Source organism: Beggiatoa leptomitoformis (genome assembly GCF_001305575.3).
Classification (GTDB): domain Bacteria; phylum Pseudomonadota; class Gammaproteobacteria; order Beggiatoales; family Beggiatoaceae; genus Beggiatoa; species Beggiatoa leptomitoformis.
Genome location: NZ_CP012373.2, coordinates 1,308,496 through 1,331,897, shown reverse-complemented (window position 1 = coordinate 1,331,897; position 23,402 = coordinate 1,308,496). Strand labels below are relative to the sequence as shown.

Here is a 23,402-nt window from a genome sequence, read left to right as displayed (position 1 = left end):
TTGACAAATAACCTATAAGTAGTGTTAAATCCAAATCTTATTAAATAATTTATCTGATAAATCACTCAGGAGTATCTCATGCCCGTTGTTTACACTTTTGAAGCAAAATCAATTCAATCTTATATTCTTGACAGTAGCAAATTAAAAGACATGATTGGTGCGAGCGAACAAATTGAACAACTCTGTGGTTATTCAGAAGATGATTTAGTTCAATCGGTTTTAAAAGCATTGGAACTCGATAAAAAAGTTAAATTTTCTCGTCGTGCAGGAGGCGCATTTACAGCGATTTTTCAAGATAAAACAGACGCAAAACGGTTTCAGTCAGTTTGGACTTTTTGTGTACAACAAGCCTTACCCAATTTAGCTTTTGCACAGGGAATGGGTGAAAGTGAGAGTATTGTTAAAGAAGCCATTCAATTAGCTAAGGAAAATGCTGGGTACTATCGTACAGAGACTACGCTACCGTTGGCAGGTCCTTTAGTGACACGTAGCCCTAGAACGGGTGGTGCGGCTGTGGATACGAAAAATAACGAACGCTTGGATGCTGGCACTAAGCAGAAACGCGAATTTAAAGGTAGTAAATTGATTGATAAGCTAAAACTTGATGAGGCATTAAAACGTCCTAATAGAGATGAAAAATTAGGTAGTGCTAAAGAAGCAGTGATTTGTTATAATCATTAATGAAAAAAATAGTAGCCCCAATGTGATTTTCTATTTTCTTGGAGAAAGATAAGGTTTTCCTCACTAAACGACTGACACGCTGTCTTAACGTATTATTAAATCGCTCTATATGATTGGTCAGCCCCGTCTCCTTCCCTACTGCTTGATGCCGTTTACTCGGAAGAACTTTCTGGTACGCTTCCCAGAAGTCGGTGTAACAGACTGCACATTGCCGATATACCGCTGGGAGTGAATTCCAGAGTGCTTGCGCTCCCTCAACATCTCGCTTCCCAAAGGCAATCCCGACAACCTCTCGTGAGTCTCTATCCAACGCTAACCATACCCACACTTTCTGGCGACGCTGCCCAACAAATGACCACATCTCATCGCATTCTAAGCGCAACTGTCCTTTTTTTTAACGGCTTGTTCTAGTCTTTGTTGCGCATACAAACCATTGACATAATGTTGTAGCCATGTGCCTGAGATTCCTGTAACACGGGCTATTCCTCTCAGTGAAAGTTTTTCTTTTAATAGCTTGTCCACCTGTGCCCACGTCTCTTGGCTTATGTATTTCTTGGTGGGTTGTTCTACAAATCGTCGTCCGCATTCGCGACATTTGTAGTTTTGTGTCCCTGTGCGGGTTTTTCCGTATTTCACGATGTGTGTCGCTTTACAGCTTGGGCAGGTTAGCATTTTAGGGACTCTTCTTCTTTCTTCTGTTTTCTTATTTTAATATCACTTTCTCTTTAGCACTACCCACTATTCGTAATGCACTTGCGCATGGTAGTTTTTTCAAAGAATATGTTGGTAATAAAGAGGAAGAACGCATTCGTTCTGTAAAAGAACTACTGAAAAGTGAAGACGGACTCGCACGTCGCTTAAAAACATTAATGGATAACTTGCTAATAGATATGTAATATTACTCATTGTTTAATAAGTTATTTTTCTATCTTCCTTAAAATTAATCAGATTATCCCCCATTTAAGGGGGAAAGACCGACAGTAAAATCTATGCGTCCAAATTCATAACATACAACGCATTTTTCTCAATAAAGTCACGACGCGGTTCTACTTGCTCACCCATCAAAATACTAAAGATTTCATCACACTTTACAGCATCTTCAATACCAACTTGCAATAAATGACGAGTGTCAACGCTCATTGTCGTTTCGCTAAGTTGTTCTGGGTTCATCTCGCCTAAGCCTTTATAACGCTGGATGTGCAAGCCACGGCGGGCTTCATTCATTAACCATTCAATGACTTGTTTAAAATGGCTTACTTCCTGCTTTTTCTCGCCCCGTTGAATAAATGCGTCAGCTTGTAACAATCCATCCAATTTCGCCTGCAAACTGGCAATTGCCTGATACTCACTAGAGAGGAAAAAGTTTTTATTCAACAGATTAATCGTATCCACGCCATGTGCGGTCATAATGATTTGCACACTAAAACTCTGTTCATCAACAGGTGGTTGCACTAGAATTTGATAATGATGTTCTGCGGTATCCAGTAACGCATTTAACTGCTTAAACCAATCCGTAATATAAGCAATATCATTGAGTTTATCCGCTGTCATCACAGGTAAATCAAGCATTGCTGCGGATACATCAGGGGGGACACGACGGGCGATACGTTTAATCATGTCCATAACGCGCAAATAATGTTTACACAAATCTTCTAACGCATTGCCTGTTAGAGCCTCGGCTGTCGCATGTGTAAATAACTCCGCATTTTGCAAGGCTAAACGGATTAAATAATCGTTTAACACACTGTCATCTTTCACATATTGCTCTTGCTTACCTTTGCTGACTTTATACAAAGGTGGTTGCGCGATGTAAATATGTCCCCGTTCAATTAATTCGGGCATTTGCCGATAAAAAAACGTTAATAACAAGGTGCGAATATGCGCGCCGTCCACATCCGCATCACTCATGATAATAATACGGTGATAACGCAATTTTGCAGGGTCATATTCATCTTTACCAATGCCACACCCCAGCGCGGTGATTAATGTCCCCACTTCAACCGATGATAACATCTTGTCAAAACGTGCTTTTTCTACGTTTAAAATCTTACCTTTTAACGGTAAAATTGCCTGAAAACGTCTATCTCGTCCCTGCTTTGCTGAACCGCCTGCGGAATCCCCTTCGACGATGAACAATTCTGATTTTGCAGGGTCTTTTTCCTGACAATCGGCTAGTTTACCGGGTAAGCCTGCAATATCTAACACACTTTTGCGTCGTGTGATTTCGCGTGCTTTACGGGCAGCTTCGCGCGCACGGGCAGCTTCTATGGTTTTATTACAAATAGTTTTTGCTTCAGCAGGATTTTCCAGCAAAAACTCTGCAAGTTTTTCCGCAACAACGGATTCAACCACTGCTTTCACTTCGCTAGAAACCAATTTATCTTTGGTTTGTGAAGAGAATTTCGGGTCATGTATTTTAACGGATAAAACCGCCATCAAGCCTTCACGCACATCATCGCCAGTGGGTACTAACAATTTATCTTTCTTTAAAAAACCGCTCTGTTCCAGATAATTATTAAATGTGCGGGTTAATGCTGCTTTTAAGCCCGCTAAATGTGTGCCACCATCGCGTTGTGGAATATTATTTGTGAAGCAAAAAAGGTTTTCTTGGTACGATTCATTCCATTGTAACGCGATTTCTACGCCAACATTATCTCGCTCGGTATTGATATAGATAATCGTTGGATGCGAAGGGGTTTTTGTGTTGTTTAAATGCTCAACAAAAGACCGAATTCCCCCTGCGTATTCAAAGCAATCTTCGCGTCCTGTGGTTTCTTCAGATAAACGGATTTTTACGCCTGAATTTAAAAAAGACAATTCACGCAGACGTTTTGCCAAAATATCATAGTGAAACTCAATGTTTGTAAAGGTTTGCGCACTGGGTTTAAAATGAATTTTCGTCCCTGTTTTCTGCGTTTCACCCATTTCAACTAAATCTTTATCGGGAACACCATGCCGATAAATTTGAAAGTAAATCTTATGATTACGATAAATCGTCAATTCTAAGATTTCTGATAACGCATTGACCACAGACACACCAACACCGTGCAACCCGCCCGATACTTTGTAGGTGTTGTCGTCAAATTTACCGCCCGCATGTAACACGGTCATGATGACCTGAGCCGCAGAGCAACCTTCTTCTTCATGTAAATCAACGGGAATACCGCGCCCATTATCAATAACCGTAATTGATTGGTCGCTATGAATTTCAACGCTGATTTCTGAACAATATCCCGCTAAGGCTTCATCAATGGAATTGTCCACAACTTCAAAAACAAGATGATGCAAGCCTGTACCATCATCTGTATCCCCGATGTACATGCCCGGACGCTTTCTAACAGCATCTAAGCCTTTTAATACTTTAATATTATGTGCATCGTAAGTCGGTTCAGTAATAATGTCGTTCATGCTCTCATCCTAATACTTTATTAATGGTATTATTTTAGCATTTTTGTCGTATTTTGAATATTTATCATTTCCATTGTTTGTTTAATAGATAGATATCTTTAACTTTTTAAAAAAATTAACTTTTGCTTATTCTGTTAAGCAGTGCTTTATCGTGATAAAAAATCTTTTTTGGGGAGTCATTTTCATAGAACAGACACGAAAAATAAGGTTTATCGTTATATATCATGATAAATGATGAATAGGGATAAAAAATAAGCTAATTTGTTAAACAATTGAATATTTATTTTTGTAAAATTAATGGGTTGTTAAGTAAATGTACTGTAGTGGATAAAGCAGTTTTATCTTTCTGGATTGATAATACGCAACAACACAACCGACAAAAAAAAATCTCCCTCGTAAACGGGGGAGATTTTACTAAGCTCACGATGTTGTGGAGACCACCGTTTAAAAGGGTCGTCTTGGTTGTTTTGTTACTTTAACAGAGGCAATAACGGTGTAGTTACCGTGCTAGGTTCGCCGATTGCGTCTGTTGCGGCTGCTTGCGGGGGTTCTGTGGTAATAAAATCCGCTTGCGGTTTTAACAATGCTTCCATTTTGGAGGCTGGAATGACGTATGCCCATCCTGTGAGCGTTTGTTGCAGTTTTTCTGCTTCTGCCTGTGTCACTTTTATGGGGTCAGGTTTATCCGCCGCTTTTTCTGCATTCTCTCCTTTATCTTCTACTTTTTCAGCCACTTGTGGTGCAGTAAAAGCAATGGTGAATTGTCCGTATTGTTTGCTGTCTTTTTCTACCGTTTTTAGCGTAACGGTTAAACCATCAAACGTTTTAAAAACAGCGGTTACGCCTGCTTTTTCATCGCCTTTTAATTCGCTACTTGCGATAACATCTTCTAATGTTAAATTAGATAAAGTTGTGGCGATTTGATTAACGGCATCGGGTTGGCTAACTTTTGCATTTTCAGGTAAGTCAGCAACTTTATAGGTTTCGTCGGTTGCACTGGTTTTGCTAATTTGAATGGTTTTTCCACTGGGCTGAGTCACGTCAACTGCTTGAATTCGTTGCATAGCAATGTCGGTTAATTCGTTAGAAATCCATGCTAATGCCGTTTTTTCCACAGGTAATGAGCCTTGCACTAACCAACTTTGTTTATCTTCAGGTTTGCGGACAAAAATTTCTTGTTGGCTGCTATCCGCTTTCGCCCGTTGGTTATTGCCAATAATCAGGCTCGCAACGCCAGTACCGTCGGGTTTTTTTAAGGTAATCAAGGTTGATTTCGCTGATGGTGTACTAACATCTTCTACCCCAATTTTTTCGTACCATTCAGGATTACTGGTTTTAGCTTCCAACACTTTTAAGTTGCTAAATCCCATTAATATATTACGAACTTTTGTTAAATCAGCGGGATAATTACTTTTCTCTTTTAAGCCCCATAAGCCGTCAGTGGAGCGACTGAGGGTTGTGGTTTGGTCAGCCGCTTTTACATCAATTTCACTAACTTCGTTAATAACAGACATTAAGTTAGGAAAAATAGTGATGGGATTTGTCGCTGTTGTGGGCGATTGCGGTTTTTGTGTCAGTTGTACCGCGAAAAAAATTGCCAGAATGGTCAGTATTGCTAGAATACTTAAACTTTTTATATTCATTGAAAAAATCCTTAAAAAGAGGGTGAAGCGTTTCTCTTTAACAGTGATATGAATCAGGATTTTTGCAAATCCTGATACTATCCATTACCGTTTAAGCTGTTGCCGACGGCGTAAGCGATACGCGCCAAAGAAAATCCCTGCAAAACCAACAAAGAAAGGCACTAAGGCGATATTGATAAACTTGATACCTGCTTCTAAGCCTTCAATGTTTTTCTGCAATTCGTGTTGTACATCACGTAATTCTTTACGAATTTTTACTTTTTCCGCACGGAAACGTTCCACTTCTTGCTGTTGTTCCGTCGTCAAGACTAATTTATTCCCATCTTGGCGTTGGTTTTGTAACTTTCGCAATTGTCCTTCTGTATCCTCTAATTGCGCTTGTAATTCCTTCGCTTTTTGTGAGAATTGTGCTTCTGCTTCTTGTTTTAGGGCTTCTACACGGGTGAATGGGCGGGCAAAGCTGCCGCGATTGCGAACGCTGATTAAGTCGTTACTGCCAGATAAATTATCCAGTGCGTTTGTAACCAGTGAGCCATTTGCAGCAAGTGGCATAGCAACTTTTTGACCTAAAAAGCTTTGTATTTGTACCCACATTCTGTCGTCTAATAAATCGGTGTCTGCGACAACAATAACATTAATCGACTCTTTTGATTCGGTTAGCTGTTCTGTGGGTTTTTCTTCAGGTTTTGCGGTTTCTTCGTGCGTGTCCTCTGTAGGGTTTTTTTCTACTTTAGGCTTGCCATCGGGGAAAGCGGTTTTTACTTTGCCTGTAATGCGGGCTGCAAGGGTAAATTGTCCTTCAGGTTTAAAGTTTTGTACCAAGCTAGTCGGGTCGGACATAAACATTAATTGTGTCGCCTCAATTTGCATGGCTTTATCACTGGTTTCAATCAGGGGAATAAATTGGGTTTCTGCCCCTTCTTTTTTCTTTAAAATCCCTGCCGAGGCGAAGGTAATCATATCCGATTTTGCTGTAATGACATCGTCTTTATTGAAATTAGGGGTGTTTAAGTCAATCCACACAGGGTAGTCGATGACAATCGGACGACCGCCACGTGAGGCTTGTACTTTTTTCGCAAGATTTAAATCGCCCACGACTTTGCCGTCAACCAGTTCCACGCCCCATTTATCAAATAAGCGGGGTAAATTGGAGCTACGTGATTGTTGCATCGCAGCCATTGGGTTATTTGGGTCATTTTGGGGAGCTTCGACTTCTGAGTAGGGGTCGACAAACGCTAATAACCGCCCGCCACGTAAGACAAATTGGTCTAATGCGTATAAGGTTGCATCACTTAATGCTTTAGGATGCACGAGCATTAACACGTCAACATCCGCAGGAATGCTGTCGACATCCATTGCTAATGAACGGACTTCGAATAATTTACTTAATTGTTCATAAACTGCCCATGGTTCAGCCCCGCCGCGTTGTAAAAATGCGGGCATCCGACTGCCTTGCATGGGTAAACTGCTCATAAATCCGACTACTTTCTGTTTTGGATTGGCTAATCGATAAACCAATTGGGTTAAATCATATTCTAATAATTCCGCCCGATTGGGTTGGAAAAAGCTGATAAGCTCTTCTGTTCCAATGGAATTCGTTCCCACTAATCCGAAGTAAAATAAGGATTCTTCAGAAACAGGAACGCCTTGTAAACCATAGCCAACAGCGCGGTCTTCTTCTTCAGTAAACGGCTCTGGGTCTATGACTTGTAGGTTAATTTTGCCCAAGGATAAGCGTTGGTATTCTTCTAGCAACTCTTTTACCCGTATGGTGTAGCTGTTTAAACTGGGTAAATTTGTGGCTAACTTTTGCGAAATATAAAAACGTAATGTAATCGGTTCTTGCAAACTATTAATAATGTTTTTAGAGCCTTGTGACAGTGTATATAGCTGATTTGCGGTTAAATCTAAACGGGCAGATTTTAAAGCGGTATTGCTGGTGATATTTACCGCAATTAATAGGGCGACACCCAGCAATAAACCCGTCGTGGTTAAGAGTTTGTTCATTGTGTATAGACTCCTAGTCTGCTTTTTTCATTTCAATTAAGGTTGCGGTAGCAAACAACCAAAACACGATTAAAGAACTGAAATAAATCAAGCCTCTAATATCAACGATGCCTTTACTAATTGTGTCAAAATGGGTGAGAAAGCTAAACGCGCTAATGGTTTCAACAATAATCTGTGGTGCCCAACCATTAAAGAAATCTAATACCATTGGAAAACCACTGAGTATGAAGGCTAAGCAGACAACAGCGGTTAGAATAAACGCAACCACTTGATTTTTAGTTAAAGCAGACATACAAGAGCCAATGGCTAAAAATGCCCCTGCCATTAAAAAACTGCCGAAATAACTGGCGAGAATTACACCATTATCGGGGCTACCTAAGTAATTAACCGTCAGCCAAAATGGAAAAGTTAAGCACAGGGTAATTCCCGTAAATGCCCATGCTGCAAAGAATTTTCCTAACACTGCTTCGGTAATTGTGATTGGTAATGTTAGCAATAATTCAATATTGCCACTTTTGCGTTCTTCTGCCCATAAACGCATGGCAAGTGCTGGAATAAGAAATAAATACAACCAAGGATGAAACATGAAAAAGGGTTGTAAATCGGCTTGTCCACGTGCAAAAAAATTGCCCAGATAGAAGGTGAAAACACCACTTAAAAATAAGAATATGATGATAAAAATATACGCAATGGGTGTCGCAAAATAGCTGTTAAATTCGCGTTTAAAGACCACCTGCAAAGTAGATAACATGCAAGCCTCCTATTGATTCGTAACGGTGGTGATTTGGCGGAATACTTCGTCTAATCGCCCTTTTTCTGCGTGCATTTCTTCCACAATCCATTGTTGTTCACGGACTTTATGGCTTACATCGGCAAGAATAGTTTGATTGTCTTTAGGAAACAGTTGGTAGCTTAAAACGCTGTCGGTTTCCGCAAGGGGTTCTAGGGTTTTTACGGTGGCGATGCTCAATAATAGATTGCGCACAGTGTCCGCTTGTAATTGATTTTTTTGCAAAGTTAGGGTTATTGCATTGTGATAACGGGATTTCGCTTCTAATGCTTCAGGCACGCCATCAGCCAGAATTTTACCGCGTGCAATAATCACCGCTCGACTGCACACGGCATCCACTTCTTCTAAAATATGGGTGGAAAGAATAATGACTTTTTCTTGTGCCATCGCTTTAATTAGCCCCCGTACTTCATGTTTCTGATTGGGGTCTAATCCGTCAGTGGGTTCGTCTAAAATCAAGACTTCTGGGTCATGTAAAATCGCTTGGGCTAATCCAACACGACGTTTAAACCCTTTAGAAAGGGTATCGATGGTTTGATGTAACACGCCGTCTAAATTTACCCGTGCAATGGTTTCATCAATCCGATTGCGTTTCTTTTCGCCTTTAAGCCCGCGAATATCTGCAATAAAATTGAGAAAATCTAGGGGAGTCATATCGGGATAAGCGGGCGCACCTTCAGGTAGATAACCAATTCGCCGTTTAACTGCGAGGGGCTTTTTTAAAATATCGTCGCCCGCAACTAGCACTGTGCCTGCACTTGGGGTTAAAAAACCTGTAATCATTTTCATCGTGGTGGATTTACCCGCACCATTAGGACCTAAAAACCCTAATACCTCCCCACGCTTCACTTGAAACGAAATATCATCGACGGCGGTAAACGTGCCGAAATGTTTCGTTAGATGTTGAATATCTACGATTGTTTCCATTGTGTAGTTATCTCTTTGAATTTTTTATAAAACTAAAGGGAAAAAACGACCAAAACAACAACTAAGTCGCGTTGTTTAGTAGGGGTAGGCTATATGAATTCAAGCAACTAACGTATAGCGGGAAATTACATGGAAAAGAATAGAGGTTTAGTTTTAAGGTCTTAGATTCGCTATTAAATTTTCTTAATCTGTAAATTATGGTATTTCATACAACAACAAAAGATAAAAATCGTATATGATATTGCCTTTAATTAAGAAATCAGTGTTTTAATTGTGAATTAGGGGGTACGAGTATGTTTGGTTTTTTAGGATTTGGTAACCTTATATCAGGTCTTGGTGGTCTTGCTGTTGGGGCAGCGGTCATGGCATTGATATATAAATATACAACGGCTAGAACGTTAGATAAGTTAGAAGAACGTTTAGGCGGGGCAGACCTTGCGACACAAGACCGTATTATCAGAAAAATAGCCATTTTAAAAGTGTTGGCTTGTCGTGATGGTAATTTTTCGGATGTGGAACGGGTTTTTATTTATCGTTATATTATGAATTGTAAAGAGTTAGCGGCTGATGTAAAAGTTGCTCTTGCGTTAGATTTGGATGAACCGCCACCCGCTTCGTTTTCAGTGGTTTTAGAGCGATTACGTGCATTGGTTTCATTTTCTGATTTATTTATTTCTCAGGAAGAAGCCATTGGTTTTGCTTGGCTAATGAAAAATTTAGCAAATGCAGATGGTTCTTTTGATAAGGAAGAAGCGGAATACATTCAAAAAATTTGTAAAGATTGCAAAATCCCTTCAAATGTCATTCCTAATGAAAATGAGTTACTTTTATTAAGCCCTGAATTTGCTGGATAAAAATGGTGTTAATAATGCGAGGATAAGGTATTTTGTAACGTTTTAAAACGCAAAAGCGTTATTGTCGCCCTCACTTTTGTCTTCAAATTCTGTGAATTTTGCGTATTCTGACAGTTTTGATTCAAACTGGCTTGAAAACGGATATCATCATTCAACGTGATGGTATCCGTGTTGTTTTTGTTAGCTATCTAAGGGCTTAAGCAGCTAATAATCCACACTGTTTTAATAGTGGCTCAATTTTTGGCTGTCTGCCACGAAATTCGACAAATAATGTCATCGCGTCTTGAGAACCACCACGTTCTAACACACTGTGTAAAAAGGCTTCGCCTGTTTTACGGTCAAAAATGCCGTTTTCTTCAAATTTAGAAAATACATCGGCTGATAACACTTCTGCCCATTTATAACTGTAATAACCCGCTGCATAACCGCCCGCGAAAATATGTGAAAAACTATTTTGAAAGCGGTTAAAAGCAGGCGGAACTAAGACGGCAATTTGTTGACGTACTGCGTCTAAGGTTGCTTGTACATTCATTTCTGCGGTGTAATCCGTATGAATACGCAAGTCAAATAAAGAAAATTCTAGTTGACGTAGCATAAATAAACCCGCTTGAAAATTCTTCGCAGCGAGCATTTTATCCAACAAATCACTGGGCAATTTTTCTCCTGTTTGGTAATGCGACGCAAATAAATCCAATGCCTCACGTTCCCAACACCAGTTTTCTAATAATTGGCTGGGTAGTTCTACTGCATCCCATGACACCCCATTAATGCCTGACACGGGCGAGTAATCTACTTTGGTAAGCATGTGATGCAAACCATGTCCAAACTCGTGAAATAGCGTTAAAACATCGTTATGGGTTAATAAAGAAGGATTATCTCCAACAGGGGGTGGAAAGTTGCAAACTAAATGTGCAACGGGGGTTTGTACACCAGAAACTAGGCGTTTCCGCGCAATACATTCATCCATCCATGCACCACCGCGTTTACCTTGACGGGCGTAGGGGTCTAAATAGAATTGTCCACGCAGTTCATTGGCACTGTCAAAAATTTCAAAAAACTGTACGTTAGGATGCCATGTATCTACGTCCGCTTTTGTTTGAATATCTAATCCAAATAGCCGTTTTACGACTTGAAACAAGCCTTGTAACACGTTGGGTAGGGGAAAATAGGGGCGTAAGGTTTCTTGTGACAGTTCATAACGCAAATGACGCAATTTTTCTGAGTAATAGGGGATATCCCACATTTCTAGCGTAGGCATTTTGTATTGTGCGGCAGTAAACGCACGTAATTCAGCCAGTTCACCTTCGGCTAAAGGGCGTGAGCGGTAGGCTAAATCATAAATAAAGTCAATAACCTGCTTTGGCGTTTTAGCCATACGATTGTTAAATAAAGATTGTTCTGTATAGGTATGAAAGCCTAATAACTGCGCTAATTCGTGACGTAAGGCTAAAATTTCGTCGATTAATGTCGTATTATCAAATTGTGCGGAAAATTCACTGTTAGCAGAAGCTCGGGTTACGTAAGCAACATACATTTCATGGCGCAATTCACGGTTATCCGCATAATTCATTACGGGCATATAGCAGGGTAAATCTAGGGTTAATAGCCAACCGTCTAAATTTGCTTGTTCCGCATTTTGGCGCGCAAGGGATTTTAACGAATCGGGTAAACCAGCCAATACGTTTTCATCGGTAATCTGTTTTTTCCACGCATGGGTTGCATCAAGTAAATTTTGGGAAAACTTGGCGTTTAGTTGCGATAGTTGTTGACGTATGTCTTTACAACGGGCTTGTTGTTCTGGCGGTAAGTGAATACCAGATAAGCGAAAATCACGTAATTCGTTGGTGATGACTTTTTGTTGTGCGGGTTCTAGTTTGGCGAATTCGGCACTGTCTGCAATGGATTTATACGCTTCGTATAAGGTCTTATTTTGTCCAATTTCAGAGCTATACAATGAAAGTTTTGGTAGGCATTCATTATAAACTTTGCGCAAGGCTTCGGAATCTAACACGCTGTTTAAATGTCCTACGGGCGACCATGTTTTATTTAAGCGGTCGTTTAATTCATTCAAGGGGGCAATTAAACTGTCCCATGTGTAAGGCTTGGCGGTATCTAATAGGTGTTGAATGTCTGCCAGATTGCGGTTTAACACGTTGGTTAATGCGGGTTCAACATGTTCTGGTTTTATCTGGGAAAATTTTGGTAATGTTTCGTAGTTTAATAAAGGATTATCCATACAATCTCCGTGTAAATATGTTTGTTTTTGTCTTGTTGTCATTGTTTCATACATATTGCTTGTCACGCAAAATATCTATGCCTGTTTAGCTAAAGGCTAAAGATAAAATATTTGAATCAGAATGATACGGGTATTTAAAATGATAATAACGAGAATATTAATACTATTATGCCTAAAAATGTTGATTCAAATAGGATTTAGTTTTTAGTGGAGACAGACAATACCTTGCTGTGGCATCCGTGCAACGGTTGCAAGTGGTTTATTTAATTTTTATGTTTTACTCGTCTATTTTCTCTTTTATCGTGCTTTTTTGCCAATTGATAAAATAATTGGGACGACGTTTTACTTCATCGTAAATATTAGCGACGTAAATACCGATTAACCCTAATGCTATCATTAAGATACTGCTCATAAAAAATATGAGTAGAATGACGGTTGTAAATCCACCAATAGCACTGCCCATAAATTTTTTATACAGTGCGATACAACTAATAAGTAAACCGACACAAAAGGTTAATACACCTAAAAAAGTAACGATTTGTAATAGGGTGGAGGAAAACGCCATGATAGCGGTGAATGAATATTTTAATAATTTCAGATGTGACCACGTTGTTTCCCCGTGTTGACGTGGTGGGACATTAAAAGGAAGTTGAGCCGTAGAAAACCCCATCCATTGCACCATGCCACGAAAAAACCGATTGCGTTCAGGTAACTCACAATAGGCAGTAACAACCGTTTTATCGAGTAATTTAAAATCGCAGTGATTTTTTAAATCTAAGTCAGATAATAAACTGAAAATAAAATAAAAACTTTTTGCTAACCAGCGACTAGACCATGATTCTTTACCGCGCTCCGTTTTATACCCCTCAATCACTTGCAAGCCCTGTGTCCATAAACGCACCATTTCGGGAATCAGTGCAGGGGGATGTTGTAAATCACTGTCCATTACGATAACGGCATCGGCGGTTCGGCTTTGTTGTAACCCCGCATAAATAGCCGCTTCTTTTCCAAAATTGCGGTTTAAGCATAAAACAGAGAGTTGTGGGTAACTCTCGCGCAAGCTGTGCAGTTTAGCAACGGTTGTGTCGGTTGAACCATCATCAACGATTAGAATATGCCATGTGATGTTTGGTTGTGTAATGAGTACGTCGACAATCGCAGGGAGATGTTTATCAATGGCTTGTGCTTCATTAAAGACGGGAATAACAAGATTTATTGTTTTCATGAAAAATTGCGTTGTGGACGTGATTATATTGGGTGAGTGTCTATTTAATAGAATTTAGTGGTGTTGTCTAGCATCAAAGCGATAAAAGGAATGGCTGAATTTTCCGACTTTGTTTAGCACTGTCCTTATGTTAAGTCGTACAAAAAAATGATACGCACTCCTACTTGACAATCCCTCATATTTGCAGGCATTATCCCCTCTCATGAATACTTTTGCATTAAAACACAGCTCATGTCGTTGGCTTACTCTCCGAGTAGGACTGACGCTGCTTGTCTGTGTGCAAAACGAGAGTATCTCATTTTGATGTAAGCTCATAAAGTTAAAACATCTGCAAAAGCCACAGACTCACAAGGTCTGTGGCTTTTTTGCTTTTTGGGAGTTTAGAAATTATGTTATTTCCTTCTATACCACTTGCTTATCTTAGCATCATCATTATTTGGTCAACGACACCACTGGCGGTTAAGTGGAGCAATGAAGCAAGTGGCGTTTTATTTGGTGTTAGCAGTCGTATATTATTCGGCTTTCTTGTTTGTTGTGCATTGATTGTCGCATTACGCCAACCCTTCGCATGGGATAAAGCCGCTCGTCGTGTTTATCTAATGGTTAGTATGGGCTTGTATGGGTCTTTGATGGTAACTTATTGGGGCGCGCAATTTATCCCTTCGGGATTAATTTCGGTTTTATTTGGTTTATCACCGATTACAACCAGTTTGCTTGCCATGAAGCTATTGGGTGAGCGTCAGCTAAACGTCATGAAATGGTTTGGTATGTTATTGGGTGTGTTGGGTTTATGGATTATTTTTCGTACCGAGTTAGGGGCAAGCACTGAGGGATTAAAAGGGTTATTTGCCATTTTACTCGCCATGTTTTTGCACTGCCTTAGCGCGGTATCCATAAAACGTTTGCAGGTGACTTTATCACCGTTAATGATGACAACAGGCGGTTTATTATATGCCTTGCCTATGTATGGATTAACCTGTTTAATCATTGGGGTAGAGTTTCCAACAACTATCCATTTAAAAGCTTTCTTATCTATTTTGTATTTGGGTGTATTCGGCTCGGTCATTGGATTTATCTTGTATTACTACTTGTTAAAAAATATTGATGCAGGACGGGTTGCATTGATTACGCTGATAACACCGTTAAGCGCATTATTTTTGGGACAAGTCTTAAATAATGAAAAAATTCATTTAAGTATGTGGTTAGGTGCAGTTATCGTCTTGATTGGTTTAAGTGTTTACCAATGGGGCGATAAACAGCAACAGGTAAAACATTAAAAAAACAGGCGGCGAATGAATTCGCCGCTTTTACTTGGTTAATGCGGCAACGACCAAAAAATAGCCCGTCAATACAGACTAAACTTTGCGGATAGTACTGAAAAATCCCTGTAGCGTGCGTTGGCTGCGTGTTTTCGCACCATAATGCACCCTACATTTTTTATTATTTCTTCTACGCGATTTTCAACAGTTGTAAAACCTGTTCGGCTAAAACAGGCTGGGTGCGTAAGTGACGCGCTAAAAAATCGGCTAATGATTCACGTGCTAAAGAATACTGAAACTCATCCGTTGCACAACAATCGGTTAATAATAAAATTTCCGTATCTGCCTCATCTGCCTGACGTACACCTACCAACCACTGCAATATAATTGCCGTATCCAGCGGTGGCAAATACGCCGTTGCCCCTGTGCGCCGAAATGCCATCCCTGTTGCACACCAATCAGTAATCATTACCGTTTTTTCGTCGGCGCGCGTTTTTTAAAAGAACTGGCTGATTTTACAGTTTTATTTCCCATAGGTGCAGTTCTTCCACGACTCGCAGGCGACTGACTTGGTTGTTGGCTAAATTTTGTTGTGTGTGGTCTGCTGGTTTTAACGGCACCATCGCTTGCATCCGCACGACGTGGGCGAGCGGTTTGTGTGCTTGCAGAAGACTGACTCGGTTGTTGGCTAAATTTTGTTGTGTGTGGTTTGCTGGTTTTAACGGCACCATCGCTTGCATCCGCACGACGCGGGCGAGCGGTTTGTGTGCTTGCAGAAGACTGACTCGGTTGTTGGCTGAATTTTGTTGTGTGTGGTCTGCTGGTTTTAACTGCACCATCGCTTGCATCTGCACGACGCGGGCGGGCGGTTTGTGTGCTTGCAGAAGACTGACTCGGTTGTTGGCTGAATTTTGTCGTGTGTGGTCTGCTGGTTTTAACGGCACCATCGCTTGCATCTGCACGACGCGGGCGAGCGGTTTGTGTGCTTGCAGAAGACTGACTCGGTTGTTGGCTGAATTTTGCCGTGTGTGGTCTGCTGGTTTTAACGGCACCATCGCTTGCATCCGCACGACGCGGGCGCGCGGTTTGCACAAACTCGGTTTTGTCCCCCGCTTTTGCAAAACGACGCTTAGGTGTGGTGCTATCGCTATCTATGGGTTCATCCCACCAATCAGGTCTTGGTTTAGCACGTCTTACGGGGGATTTAGCGGGTGCATGTGGTTTTATCGTTAATGTGGGTAAGGCTCTATTCTTTTTCGTGTCGGGTATAACTTCATGTGCTTCTTCGGCGAGGTCGACTTGCTGTAATAGCAGTTGGCGAACTCTTCCTTCTAATTCCATGGATTGTCCCATGCGTAAGCTCGGCGGTAGGGTCACTACACCATAACGTATCCGCATTAAACGACTCACAACGACACCTTGCGCTTCCCATAAACGTCGAACTTCTCGTTTAATCCCTTCTTTTAAAATAACATGATACCAATGATTAGCCCCTTCACCACCCGCATCAACGACACTTTCAAAATGTGCCATGCCCTCTTCCAGTTGTACCCCTGTGGTTAGTCGTTGAATCATTGCATCGTCCACTTTCCCCAAGACACGCACCGCATATTCCCGCTCAATTTCTGTGGAGGGGTGCATTAAGCGGTTGGCCAGTTCACCATCGGTGGTTAAGAGGAGTAACCCTGTCGTATTAACATCTAAACGACCAACGCTAACCCATCGTCCTTGTTTGGGTTTGGGTAATTTATCAAAAATCAGGGGGCGATTTTCTTCATCGTCACGACTACAAACCTCGCCAATTGGCTTGTTATAAATCAAAATTTGTCGAGGCGGGGGCAGGAGCTGGCGAACACTTAATTTGCGTCCATCCAGTTGAATTTCATCTTGCGCGCTGACACGTGCGCCAACATGCGCAACTTGTTGATTGACTTTAATGCGCCCTTCTTGAATCCATGTTTCTATGGCACGTCGTGAACCTAGCCCAGCACGGGCGAGGACTTTTTGGAGTTTTTCGGTTGTTTCGGGGTTAAAACGCATGGTTGAGTAAACTATAAAATGAAAACAACATGGTAACGGTTCAGTCAGCATTGAACAACTGCCGTGTAGATGAGCCTGTCAATTTGCCCCAGTTATGAGGCAATTTTTTTGCGACATTATGGCTTTTGCGTCGCAAAAACGCGACTGCTTAAGAAATCGTCCGCTTGTAAAGTGATTAAATCTTTTTTCGTCAACGAAGCCCCTTGACGTGCAAAAAGTCGATTGGCTTGACGCAATCGAGCGCGGTCTAAGGCATTGCGGACACTTCGCGCATTAGCAAAATGGGGTTGTGACATGCGTAATTTTAGGTAATCTGCAAAGACTTTTTCTGCTTCTTCGCTAAATTCATATTGCTGTTGTTCGAGCATGAGTTTTGCGATTTTCACCAGTTCATCAATACTATAATCAGGAAAATCAATATGATGTGCAATGCGTGAGGACATACCGGGATTGCTATGAAAAAACTGCTCCATACGGTCTTTATAGCCCGCTAAGACGACAACTAAGTCATCCCGCTGATTTTCCATGATTTGTAACAATATTTCTATGGTTTCTTGTCCATAATCACGTTCATTTTCAGGACGGTAGAGATAATAAGCTTCATCGATAAACAGAACGCCCCCCATTGCTTTTTTTAGCACTTCTTTAGTTTTTGGGGCGGTATGTCCGATATATTGCCCAACTAAATCATCTCGTGTGACAGCGACAAGATGTCCTTTGCGCACATAACCCAAACGATGCAAAATTTCTGCAATCCGCATGGCAACCGTTGTTTTACCTGTTCCGGGATTGCCTGTAAATGACATGTGTAAACTGGGCGAGCTAGCTTGTAAATCCAGACTACGGCGAACTCTATCCACTAATAACAATGATGCTGTTTCACGAATACGGGTTTTTACGGGTTTTAAGCCGATTAATTCGCGATCCAATTTATCTAAAACTTCTTGAACATTGGAATCTCGGAAAGCCGCTTGTAAATCGACAGGGGTATCATTTGGAAAAATATTAGGTATCGACTCTGTCATGGTGTATCCTCTTGGTGGGTCTGGTTATTATTGTGTTTTTTGCTAGATTTATTTGAACCCGTACTTAGCAATATTTAAGTTAAAAATATGATTCATTCTGGTTCAAACAATGCGTATTTTTATCCTAAATGTTGACAGGATAATTCAGCATTAATTCATCGCCTGTTTTTCCACGAATTCCCCAATGGCTAGGTGGCGTTTCAAACAGGGTAATTTCTATGTCTTGTTTAGAAATACCAATTTCTGCCGATATTTTTTCCATGAGCTGATAGAGCAAGTATTTTTTCGTTTCATCCGTGCGTCCAGCAAACATTGAAATTTCAATCACCGTATAGAATTCTGTTCTATCAGCAGGATAAAAAAAATTGTCGGGCGCGAGGGGGATAAATCGATGAAACCGTTTATCAGCAGTGATTTTTAAGGCATCTATCATGCAGGCATGAATCGTGGCGGATAATTTTTCTCTGTATGTTGGTAACACACTATCACGTCCATAAATAGTCACTTGTGCCATATCTCTCTTAATTCCTTTTGTTTTATAACGGATATAATCATTTGTAAATACGGACTCATGCACACAATATATTCAACAGTATTGAATCAGATGAATGAGCGGGTTTTTATACGGTTTTTTAGTGCTAACGGGATAAGAATAAACACAAAAATTGTCAAAACCCTCGTGTTAGCATTATTAGACTTTTTGCAAAAATAAAAGTAAAAACAATGGACAATATCACTTAAGGCAAGAATATCTGCACTATTTTTGCAGGTGGTCTATGACTGTTATTTGATACATTTAGTTTGAGGTTGGTTAAAAACATTTATTGCTATAACGATAGTCGTAACAGTTTACCGTAAAATTATCTATTTTCCTGCCTATTGTATCAGCTTGTGAGAATTTAATTCATTCTGCAAAATAACAATTTATTGTATTTACTTTTATTTATTTAAACGATTAATGAAAGGATAGGTAAAAATCATGAATAATAGTTATATCAATAATAATAAAGAAATTTATACTATTTCTGGTCTTCAATCCTATGGTGTCTTATTTGTTTTAAACCACACAAATACAGCAGAATCTCTGAAAATTGTACAAATTAGTCAGAATATAGCCGAGCATTTGGCATTTACCCCAGATGAATTATTAAATCAACCCTTAAGTCGCTGTATTCCATTGACACAACTTATATTATTAGATGCTGTTTTATGTTTACCTGAGCAGTTAGTATTGAATAATCCTTGGACTTTTACCCTTCCTGTAAATGGGCAACAATCTATTTTTAATGGTATTTTTGAATATAAAACACAAAGTATTTTGCTATTAAGTTTAGAGCCTGTTTTACCGCGAATTTCTTCCGACTTTTGGTATTTAGGTAAAGCGCAAGCAATCATTACGCAATTATCACATCTTCATGATTTAAAAAATTATTATCAAACATTAGTAACCGTTTTCCGCGAATTTACAGGCTATGACCATGTGATGTTATATTACTGTTGTTCTGAAACAACAGATGCTGTTTTAGCTGAATCGACTGTTAGTCCACAAATCGCTTTTTCACGTTATCAATTAATTCCTTCCATAGAAGTTTTACACGCCCAGCCACGCTTATGGATGGTGGTGGATAAATCAAAAGCAGTCACAACTTTAACGCCTTATATTTGTCCAGTAACGGGCGAATTGTTAGATATTCAATGCCTCACATTAGCCTGTCACGAACCTTTTAGCGTTGCGTATGAAAATCCAATGATTAAGGCAAGATTAACATTAACCTTAATAATCAATGGAAAATTGTGGGGGATGTTGGTGTGTCAGCACACAACGCCTTATCGATTGTCATACGCACAGCGCACCGTGTGTGAAACATTAGGGCAGGCAGTGTCTTATCACATAACACATTTACAGCAGATGGTTCAGCATCAGGAGGCATTAGTTGCTTTGCAACGTAGTGAAGCACGATTGCTTGATTCTCAAGAGGTTGCACAAATCTGTAATTGGGATTACAACCCACTAACGCGAGAAATATCTTGGTCAACAGGCATTTTTCAATTACTCAATCGTCCACCTGAATTAGGTATTCCTTCGCTCAAACAGTTAATTGCTTATTATCTGCCTGAAGACAGAAAGCAGTTTAAAAAGGTCTTAAAAACAGTTTTTACAACGGGTAAACAGTTAGCACTTGATGTAAAAGTAAATCTACCATCAGGACAACATTATCATTCAGTGACTATTAAATCAGTCAAAGATGCATCAGGCACTACCACCCGCTTATTTGGAACGCTACAGAACATCACCACCCGTAAAAAAATTGAACAGGCATCCTATGAAAATCGTGATCACTATCAAGCGGTATTAGAATCTTTAGAAGAAGGCTTAGTTATTCATAATCAAGCGGGTAATGTTATTGAAGCAAATCGAAGCGCGTGCCAAATTTTAGAAATGTCTTTTGCGGAGATTAGAAATCATCATAACGCCTTTGCGCTAAATTTGTTTCATGAGGATGGCTCACCTTACACACAGGGTGAATATCCTATTTTATATTCGTTACATACAGAGAAAGCACAACGGGGTTTAGTGTTAGGAATTACTAAAACGACGGGAGCAACGATTAAATGGCTACGAGTGAACACACAACCGCTTTATTATGAAAATAATTCAAAGCCTTATGCTGTTTTTGCTTCATTTACTGATATTAGTGACCGTAAACGAACAGAAGAAGCCTTGCGCAAAAGTGAAGCCCGATTATTAAAAACGCAACAACTCGCCCGTTTAGGTTATTGGGAATGGGATATTAAGACACAACTCGTTGAAGCTTCGCATGATTTATTTAGTCTTTTTGATTTACCTGACACGTCACACGCGATTCCGTTTAAAACCTTATTGGCTGTCGTTCACCCAACCGACCGAGGCTACTTACAATCTTGTATTGAACGCCCGTTGTGGCATGAGGATACCTACACAATTGAATTTCGGATTTTTCATCGCAATGGTAAGTTACATTATTTACAAAGTTATCTGCATCTTATACGCGACAAACAAGGTGAAGTTATTGCCATACAAGGCGCGACGCAAGATATTACATCGCATAAAGAAGCCGAAGAACGCTTGAAAAAAGCGATTAGAGAAGCGGAACGCGCCAAATCAGAGGCAGAACAAGCCAATTATGCTAAGGGCGCATTTCTTGCCAATATGAGCCATGAAATTCGTACCCCCATGAATGGCGTGTTGGGCATGGTCGAATTACTCCTGTCAACCTCGCTTGATAGTCAACAACGCCATTATTTAGAACGACTCCGCACTTCAGGAGAAACCTTACTAACGGTTATTAATGACATCTTAGATTTTTCTAAAATTGAGGCGGGAATGCTTGTATTAGAAAATATCGATTTTGATTTATATCAACTGATAGATGAAACCATAGATTTATTTTTATTAGCTATCAAAAATAAAGGCTTGAAGTTTACAAAAATATTACCGCCCCCCTTTACTACCCAGCTTAAAGGCGACCCTGTGCGTTTGCGTCAAATATTAAATAATTTACTCAGTAATGCCGTTAAATTTACAGAACATGGTGAAATAACCCTCAATGTGATGCTACTAGAAGAAGATGAACATCATGTATTGTTACACATGGAAGTTAAAGACACAGGCGTTGGAATTAGTAATGAAGCAGGCACACGTTTATTTAAACCTTTCTCACAAGCCGACAGCACCACCACCCGAAAATATGGCGGAACAGGATTAGGTTTAGCCATCACCCGACGACTATTACAAATGATGAATGGCGAAATTAGTTTGACCAGCGAAGTGGGTAAAGGAAGTACCGTTTGGTTTAATCTACGTTTCAATAAATCGACTAAACCATTAACCGTTTCTAACGTTAGCCTACCGCTTGTACCGCCACAAGTTATTGTACCCAATGATAATCCTATCCACGTGCTGTTAGCAGAGGATAACAAAATTAATCAAGAAGTTGCTAGTAACTTTCTAATGAATTTAGGTTGTTATGTAACGGTTGTAGAAAATGGTGCAGAAGCACTTAGTTACTTAGAAAAACAACCCGCTGATATTGTTTTTATGGATTGTTACATGCCCGTTATGGATGGATTTACGGCAACACAGCGTCGGCGTGAATATGAAAAAGCCACACAACAAACACGTTTACCCATTATCGCGCTAACAGCAAATGCGATGTTGGGCGACAGAGAACATTGTTTAGCGGTGGGAATGGATGATTATTTGAGCAAACCATTTAATACAGCACAACTTAAAACCGTTTTACAACGGTGGTTACCCACACATTTCACCGTATCCCCCCCAGCAAACAAACTGACAACGGCTGACAACACCACTAATCTGCTCAATCAAACCACACTAGCAAACCTGCGCGAAGACATGCAGGAACGTGGTATTGACTGGTTAATTGATATTTACCTCAACGATGTTCCCGTTTCATTACAACAACTAGAACGGGCATTGAACACACAAGCGCATGAAGCCTTACGGAGTTATGCCCACAAACTCAAAGGGTCAAGCCAAACCATTGGCGCACAAAAGGCTGCAACACTCTGTCAAGCAATAGAGGCGGCTGTTAAACAAAATAATTTTACGGAGGTTCGCTACTTGCTAACAGAATTAACGGCGGTTGCACAACAAACTAAGCAAGCCCTAGAACAAGAAAAGCAGCAGATATAAAAATTGATGGGGGATTTATGATGGCGAATTTATTTATCATTTTAAATACATAAATATTAAAACACGTTCTTTTAATTACCATTAAAATTCTTAGGTTCAAAGCCTTTAGGTTTCATTAATTTAAATTGTTCATCGTGAATAATACCCAAATATAAACCTGCTTCTGCCACTTTCTGTTTGATTTCTTTGCTCGCCGCGACGGTAGCAATCATGCCATAACGCTTTTTATGCGCAAGCTCTGGAAAAAAGAAAGGAAACTCCTGAAGTATTTTTAACACCTGCTCAATCCCTTTTTCATTTAAATGACTTTTCACTTCCACAATCACGACTTTATTACTATCGCCATTGCTATAACCCAATACATCCAATTCTAATTCACGGTTGCCTTTAAACGATTTGGTATTTGTTGAAATGGTTTCTAAACCAAATTGTTTACGAAGGATTTTTTCCATTGAAGGAAAAGCCATGCCTTCGGTAAAACTGCCAAATTTATTACCAATTCCACCGATTTGAATACCCAATTCTTTTAATTGGCGGTCAGTTTTCCGTTGTGCAACCGCAAGACTTGCTACTAATTCTTTTAGTTCTTCATCGGTCATTTCTTTTGTCCT

General features: G+C 40.1%; 17 protein-coding genes. 4 read left to right on the top strand and 13 right to left on the bottom strand.

The annotated features are described in order from the left end of the window. Positions 1-78: 78 nt before the first annotated feature. Positions 79-681 carry a hypothetical protein gene (locus AL038_RS05505; RefSeq protein WP_062150165.1) on the top strand — a complete coding sequence of 201 codons (603 nt, stop codon included), beginning with the start codon at positions 79-81 and terminating at the stop codon, positions 679-681. Here the strand turns inward: AL038_RS05505 and AL038_RS05500 are convergent. From AL038_RS05500 to AL038_RS05475, 6 genes are all read right to left on the bottom strand, one after another. Next, positions 650-1,353, bottom strand: a protein-coding gene (locus AL038_RS05500; protein WP_414635095.1) for an IS1 family transposase whose coding sequence is annotated in 2 segments (ribosomal slippage) — positions 650-1,074 and positions 1,074-1,353 — 705 coding nt in all. Because the reading frame shifts where the segments join, the coding sequence is not laid out codon by codon here. The two genes, AL038_RS05505 and AL038_RS05500, sit on opposite strands and share 32 nt — an antisense overlap. Positions 1,354-1,668: 315 nt before the next feature. Further along, a complete protein-coding gene (gene gyrB, locus AL038_RS05495) occupies positions 1,669-4,089 on the bottom strand; it encodes a DNA topoisomerase (ATP-hydrolyzing) subunit B (protein WP_062150162.1) in 2,421 nt (806 codons plus the stop codon). 470 nt (positions 4,090-4,559) lie between these two features. Next, positions 4,560-5,732, bottom strand: coding sequence for a DUF4340 domain-containing protein (locus AL038_RS05490; protein WP_062150159.1), 1,173 nt, complete (start codon positions 5,730-5,732; stop codon positions 4,560-4,562). Between the two features lie 84 nt (positions 5,733-5,816). Continuing rightward, entirely contained in the window at positions 5,817-7,739 is a 1,923-nt protein-coding gene (locus AL038_RS05485) for a Gldg family protein (RefSeq protein WP_062150149.1), read from the bottom strand. Between the two features lie 13 nt (positions 7,740-7,752). Next, entirely contained in the window at positions 7,753-8,490 is a 738-nt protein-coding gene (locus AL038_RS05480) for an ABC transporter permease subunit (protein WP_062150146.1), read from the bottom strand. A 9-nt stretch (positions 8,491-8,499) separates the two neighbouring features. Further along, positions 8,500-9,456, bottom strand: coding sequence for an ABC transporter ATP-binding protein (locus tag AL038_RS05475; protein WP_201800131.1), 957 nt, complete (start codon positions 9,454-9,456; stop codon positions 8,500-8,502). A gap of 293 nt (positions 9,457-9,749) precedes the next feature. Between AL038_RS05475 and AL038_RS05470 the strand changes: the two genes are divergently transcribed. Then, positions 9,750-10,310, top strand: a complete 561-nt coding sequence (locus AL038_RS05470) for a tellurite resistance TerB family protein (RefSeq protein WP_062150143.1) — start codon at positions 9,750-9,752, stop codon at positions 10,308-10,310. A 196-nt stretch (positions 10,311-10,506) separates the two neighbouring features. On the opposite strand, the gene prlC is transcribed toward AL038_RS05470, so the two are convergent. Further along, positions 10,507-12,546: an oligopeptidase A gene (gene prlC / locus AL038_RS05465; RefSeq protein WP_062155367.1), complete on the bottom strand. Its 2,040-nt coding sequence runs from the start codon at positions 12,544-12,546 to the stop codon at positions 10,507-10,509. A gap of 277 nt (positions 12,547-12,823) precedes the next feature. Beyond that, positions 12,824-13,771 carry a glycosyltransferase family 2 protein gene (locus AL038_RS05460; protein WP_062150141.1) on the bottom strand — a complete coding sequence of 316 codons (948 nt, stop codon included), beginning with the start codon at positions 13,769-13,771 and terminating at the stop codon, positions 12,824-12,826. Positions 13,772-14,160: 389 nt separating this feature from the next. Between AL038_RS05460 and AL038_RS05455 the strand changes: the two genes are divergently transcribed. Continuing rightward, entirely contained in the window at positions 14,161-15,048 is an 888-nt protein-coding gene (locus tag AL038_RS05455; protein ID WP_062150139.1) for a DMT family transporter, read from the top strand. Between the two features lie 172 nt (positions 15,049-15,220). On the opposite strand, the gene AL038_RS05450 is transcribed toward AL038_RS05455, so the two are convergent. The 4 genes from AL038_RS05450 to AL038_RS05435 all read right to left on the bottom strand — a co-directional run bounded on the left by AL038_RS05450 (position 15,221) and on the right by AL038_RS05435 (position 18,609). Continuing rightward, entirely contained in the window at positions 15,221-15,499 is a 279-nt protein-coding gene (locus AL038_RS05450; RefSeq protein WP_062150137.1) for a hypothetical protein, read from the bottom strand. Further along, entirely contained in the window at positions 15,499-17,070 is a 1,572-nt protein-coding gene (gene rluB, locus AL038_RS05445; protein ID WP_066246098.1) for a 23S rRNA pseudouridine(2605) synthase RluB, read from the bottom strand. Before rluB ends, AL038_RS05450 begins: the two co-directional genes overlap by 1 nt. Positions 17,071-17,186: 116 nt before the next feature. After that, positions 17,187-18,095: a CbbX protein gene (gene cbbX / locus AL038_RS05440; RefSeq protein ID WP_062150135.1), complete on the bottom strand. Its 909-nt coding sequence runs from the start codon at positions 18,093-18,095 to the stop codon at positions 17,187-17,189. A 124-nt stretch (positions 18,096-18,219) separates the two neighbouring features. Beyond that, positions 18,220-18,609, bottom strand: coding sequence for a tautomerase family protein (locus AL038_RS05435; protein WP_062150133.1), 390 nt, complete (start codon positions 18,607-18,609; stop codon positions 18,220-18,222). A gap of 465 nt (positions 18,610-19,074) precedes the next feature. On the opposite strand from AL038_RS05435, the gene AL038_RS05430 reads away from it, so the two are divergent. Beyond that, complete coding sequence (locus AL038_RS05430) at positions 19,075-22,791, top strand: ATP-binding protein (RefSeq protein WP_062150131.1); 3,717 nt, start codon at positions 19,075-19,077, stop codon at positions 22,789-22,791. Between the two features lie 71 nt (positions 22,792-22,862). Here the strand turns inward: AL038_RS05430 and AL038_RS05425 are convergent, their stop codons facing one another. Continuing rightward, the gene (locus AL038_RS05425; RefSeq protein ID WP_062150128.1) at positions 22,863-23,390 is read right to left on the bottom strand and encodes a hypothetical protein; all 528 of its coding nucleotides are present in this window, start codon (positions 23,388-23,390) and stop codon (positions 22,863-22,865) included. Between the last annotated feature and the right edge of the window lie 12 nt (positions 23,391-23,402).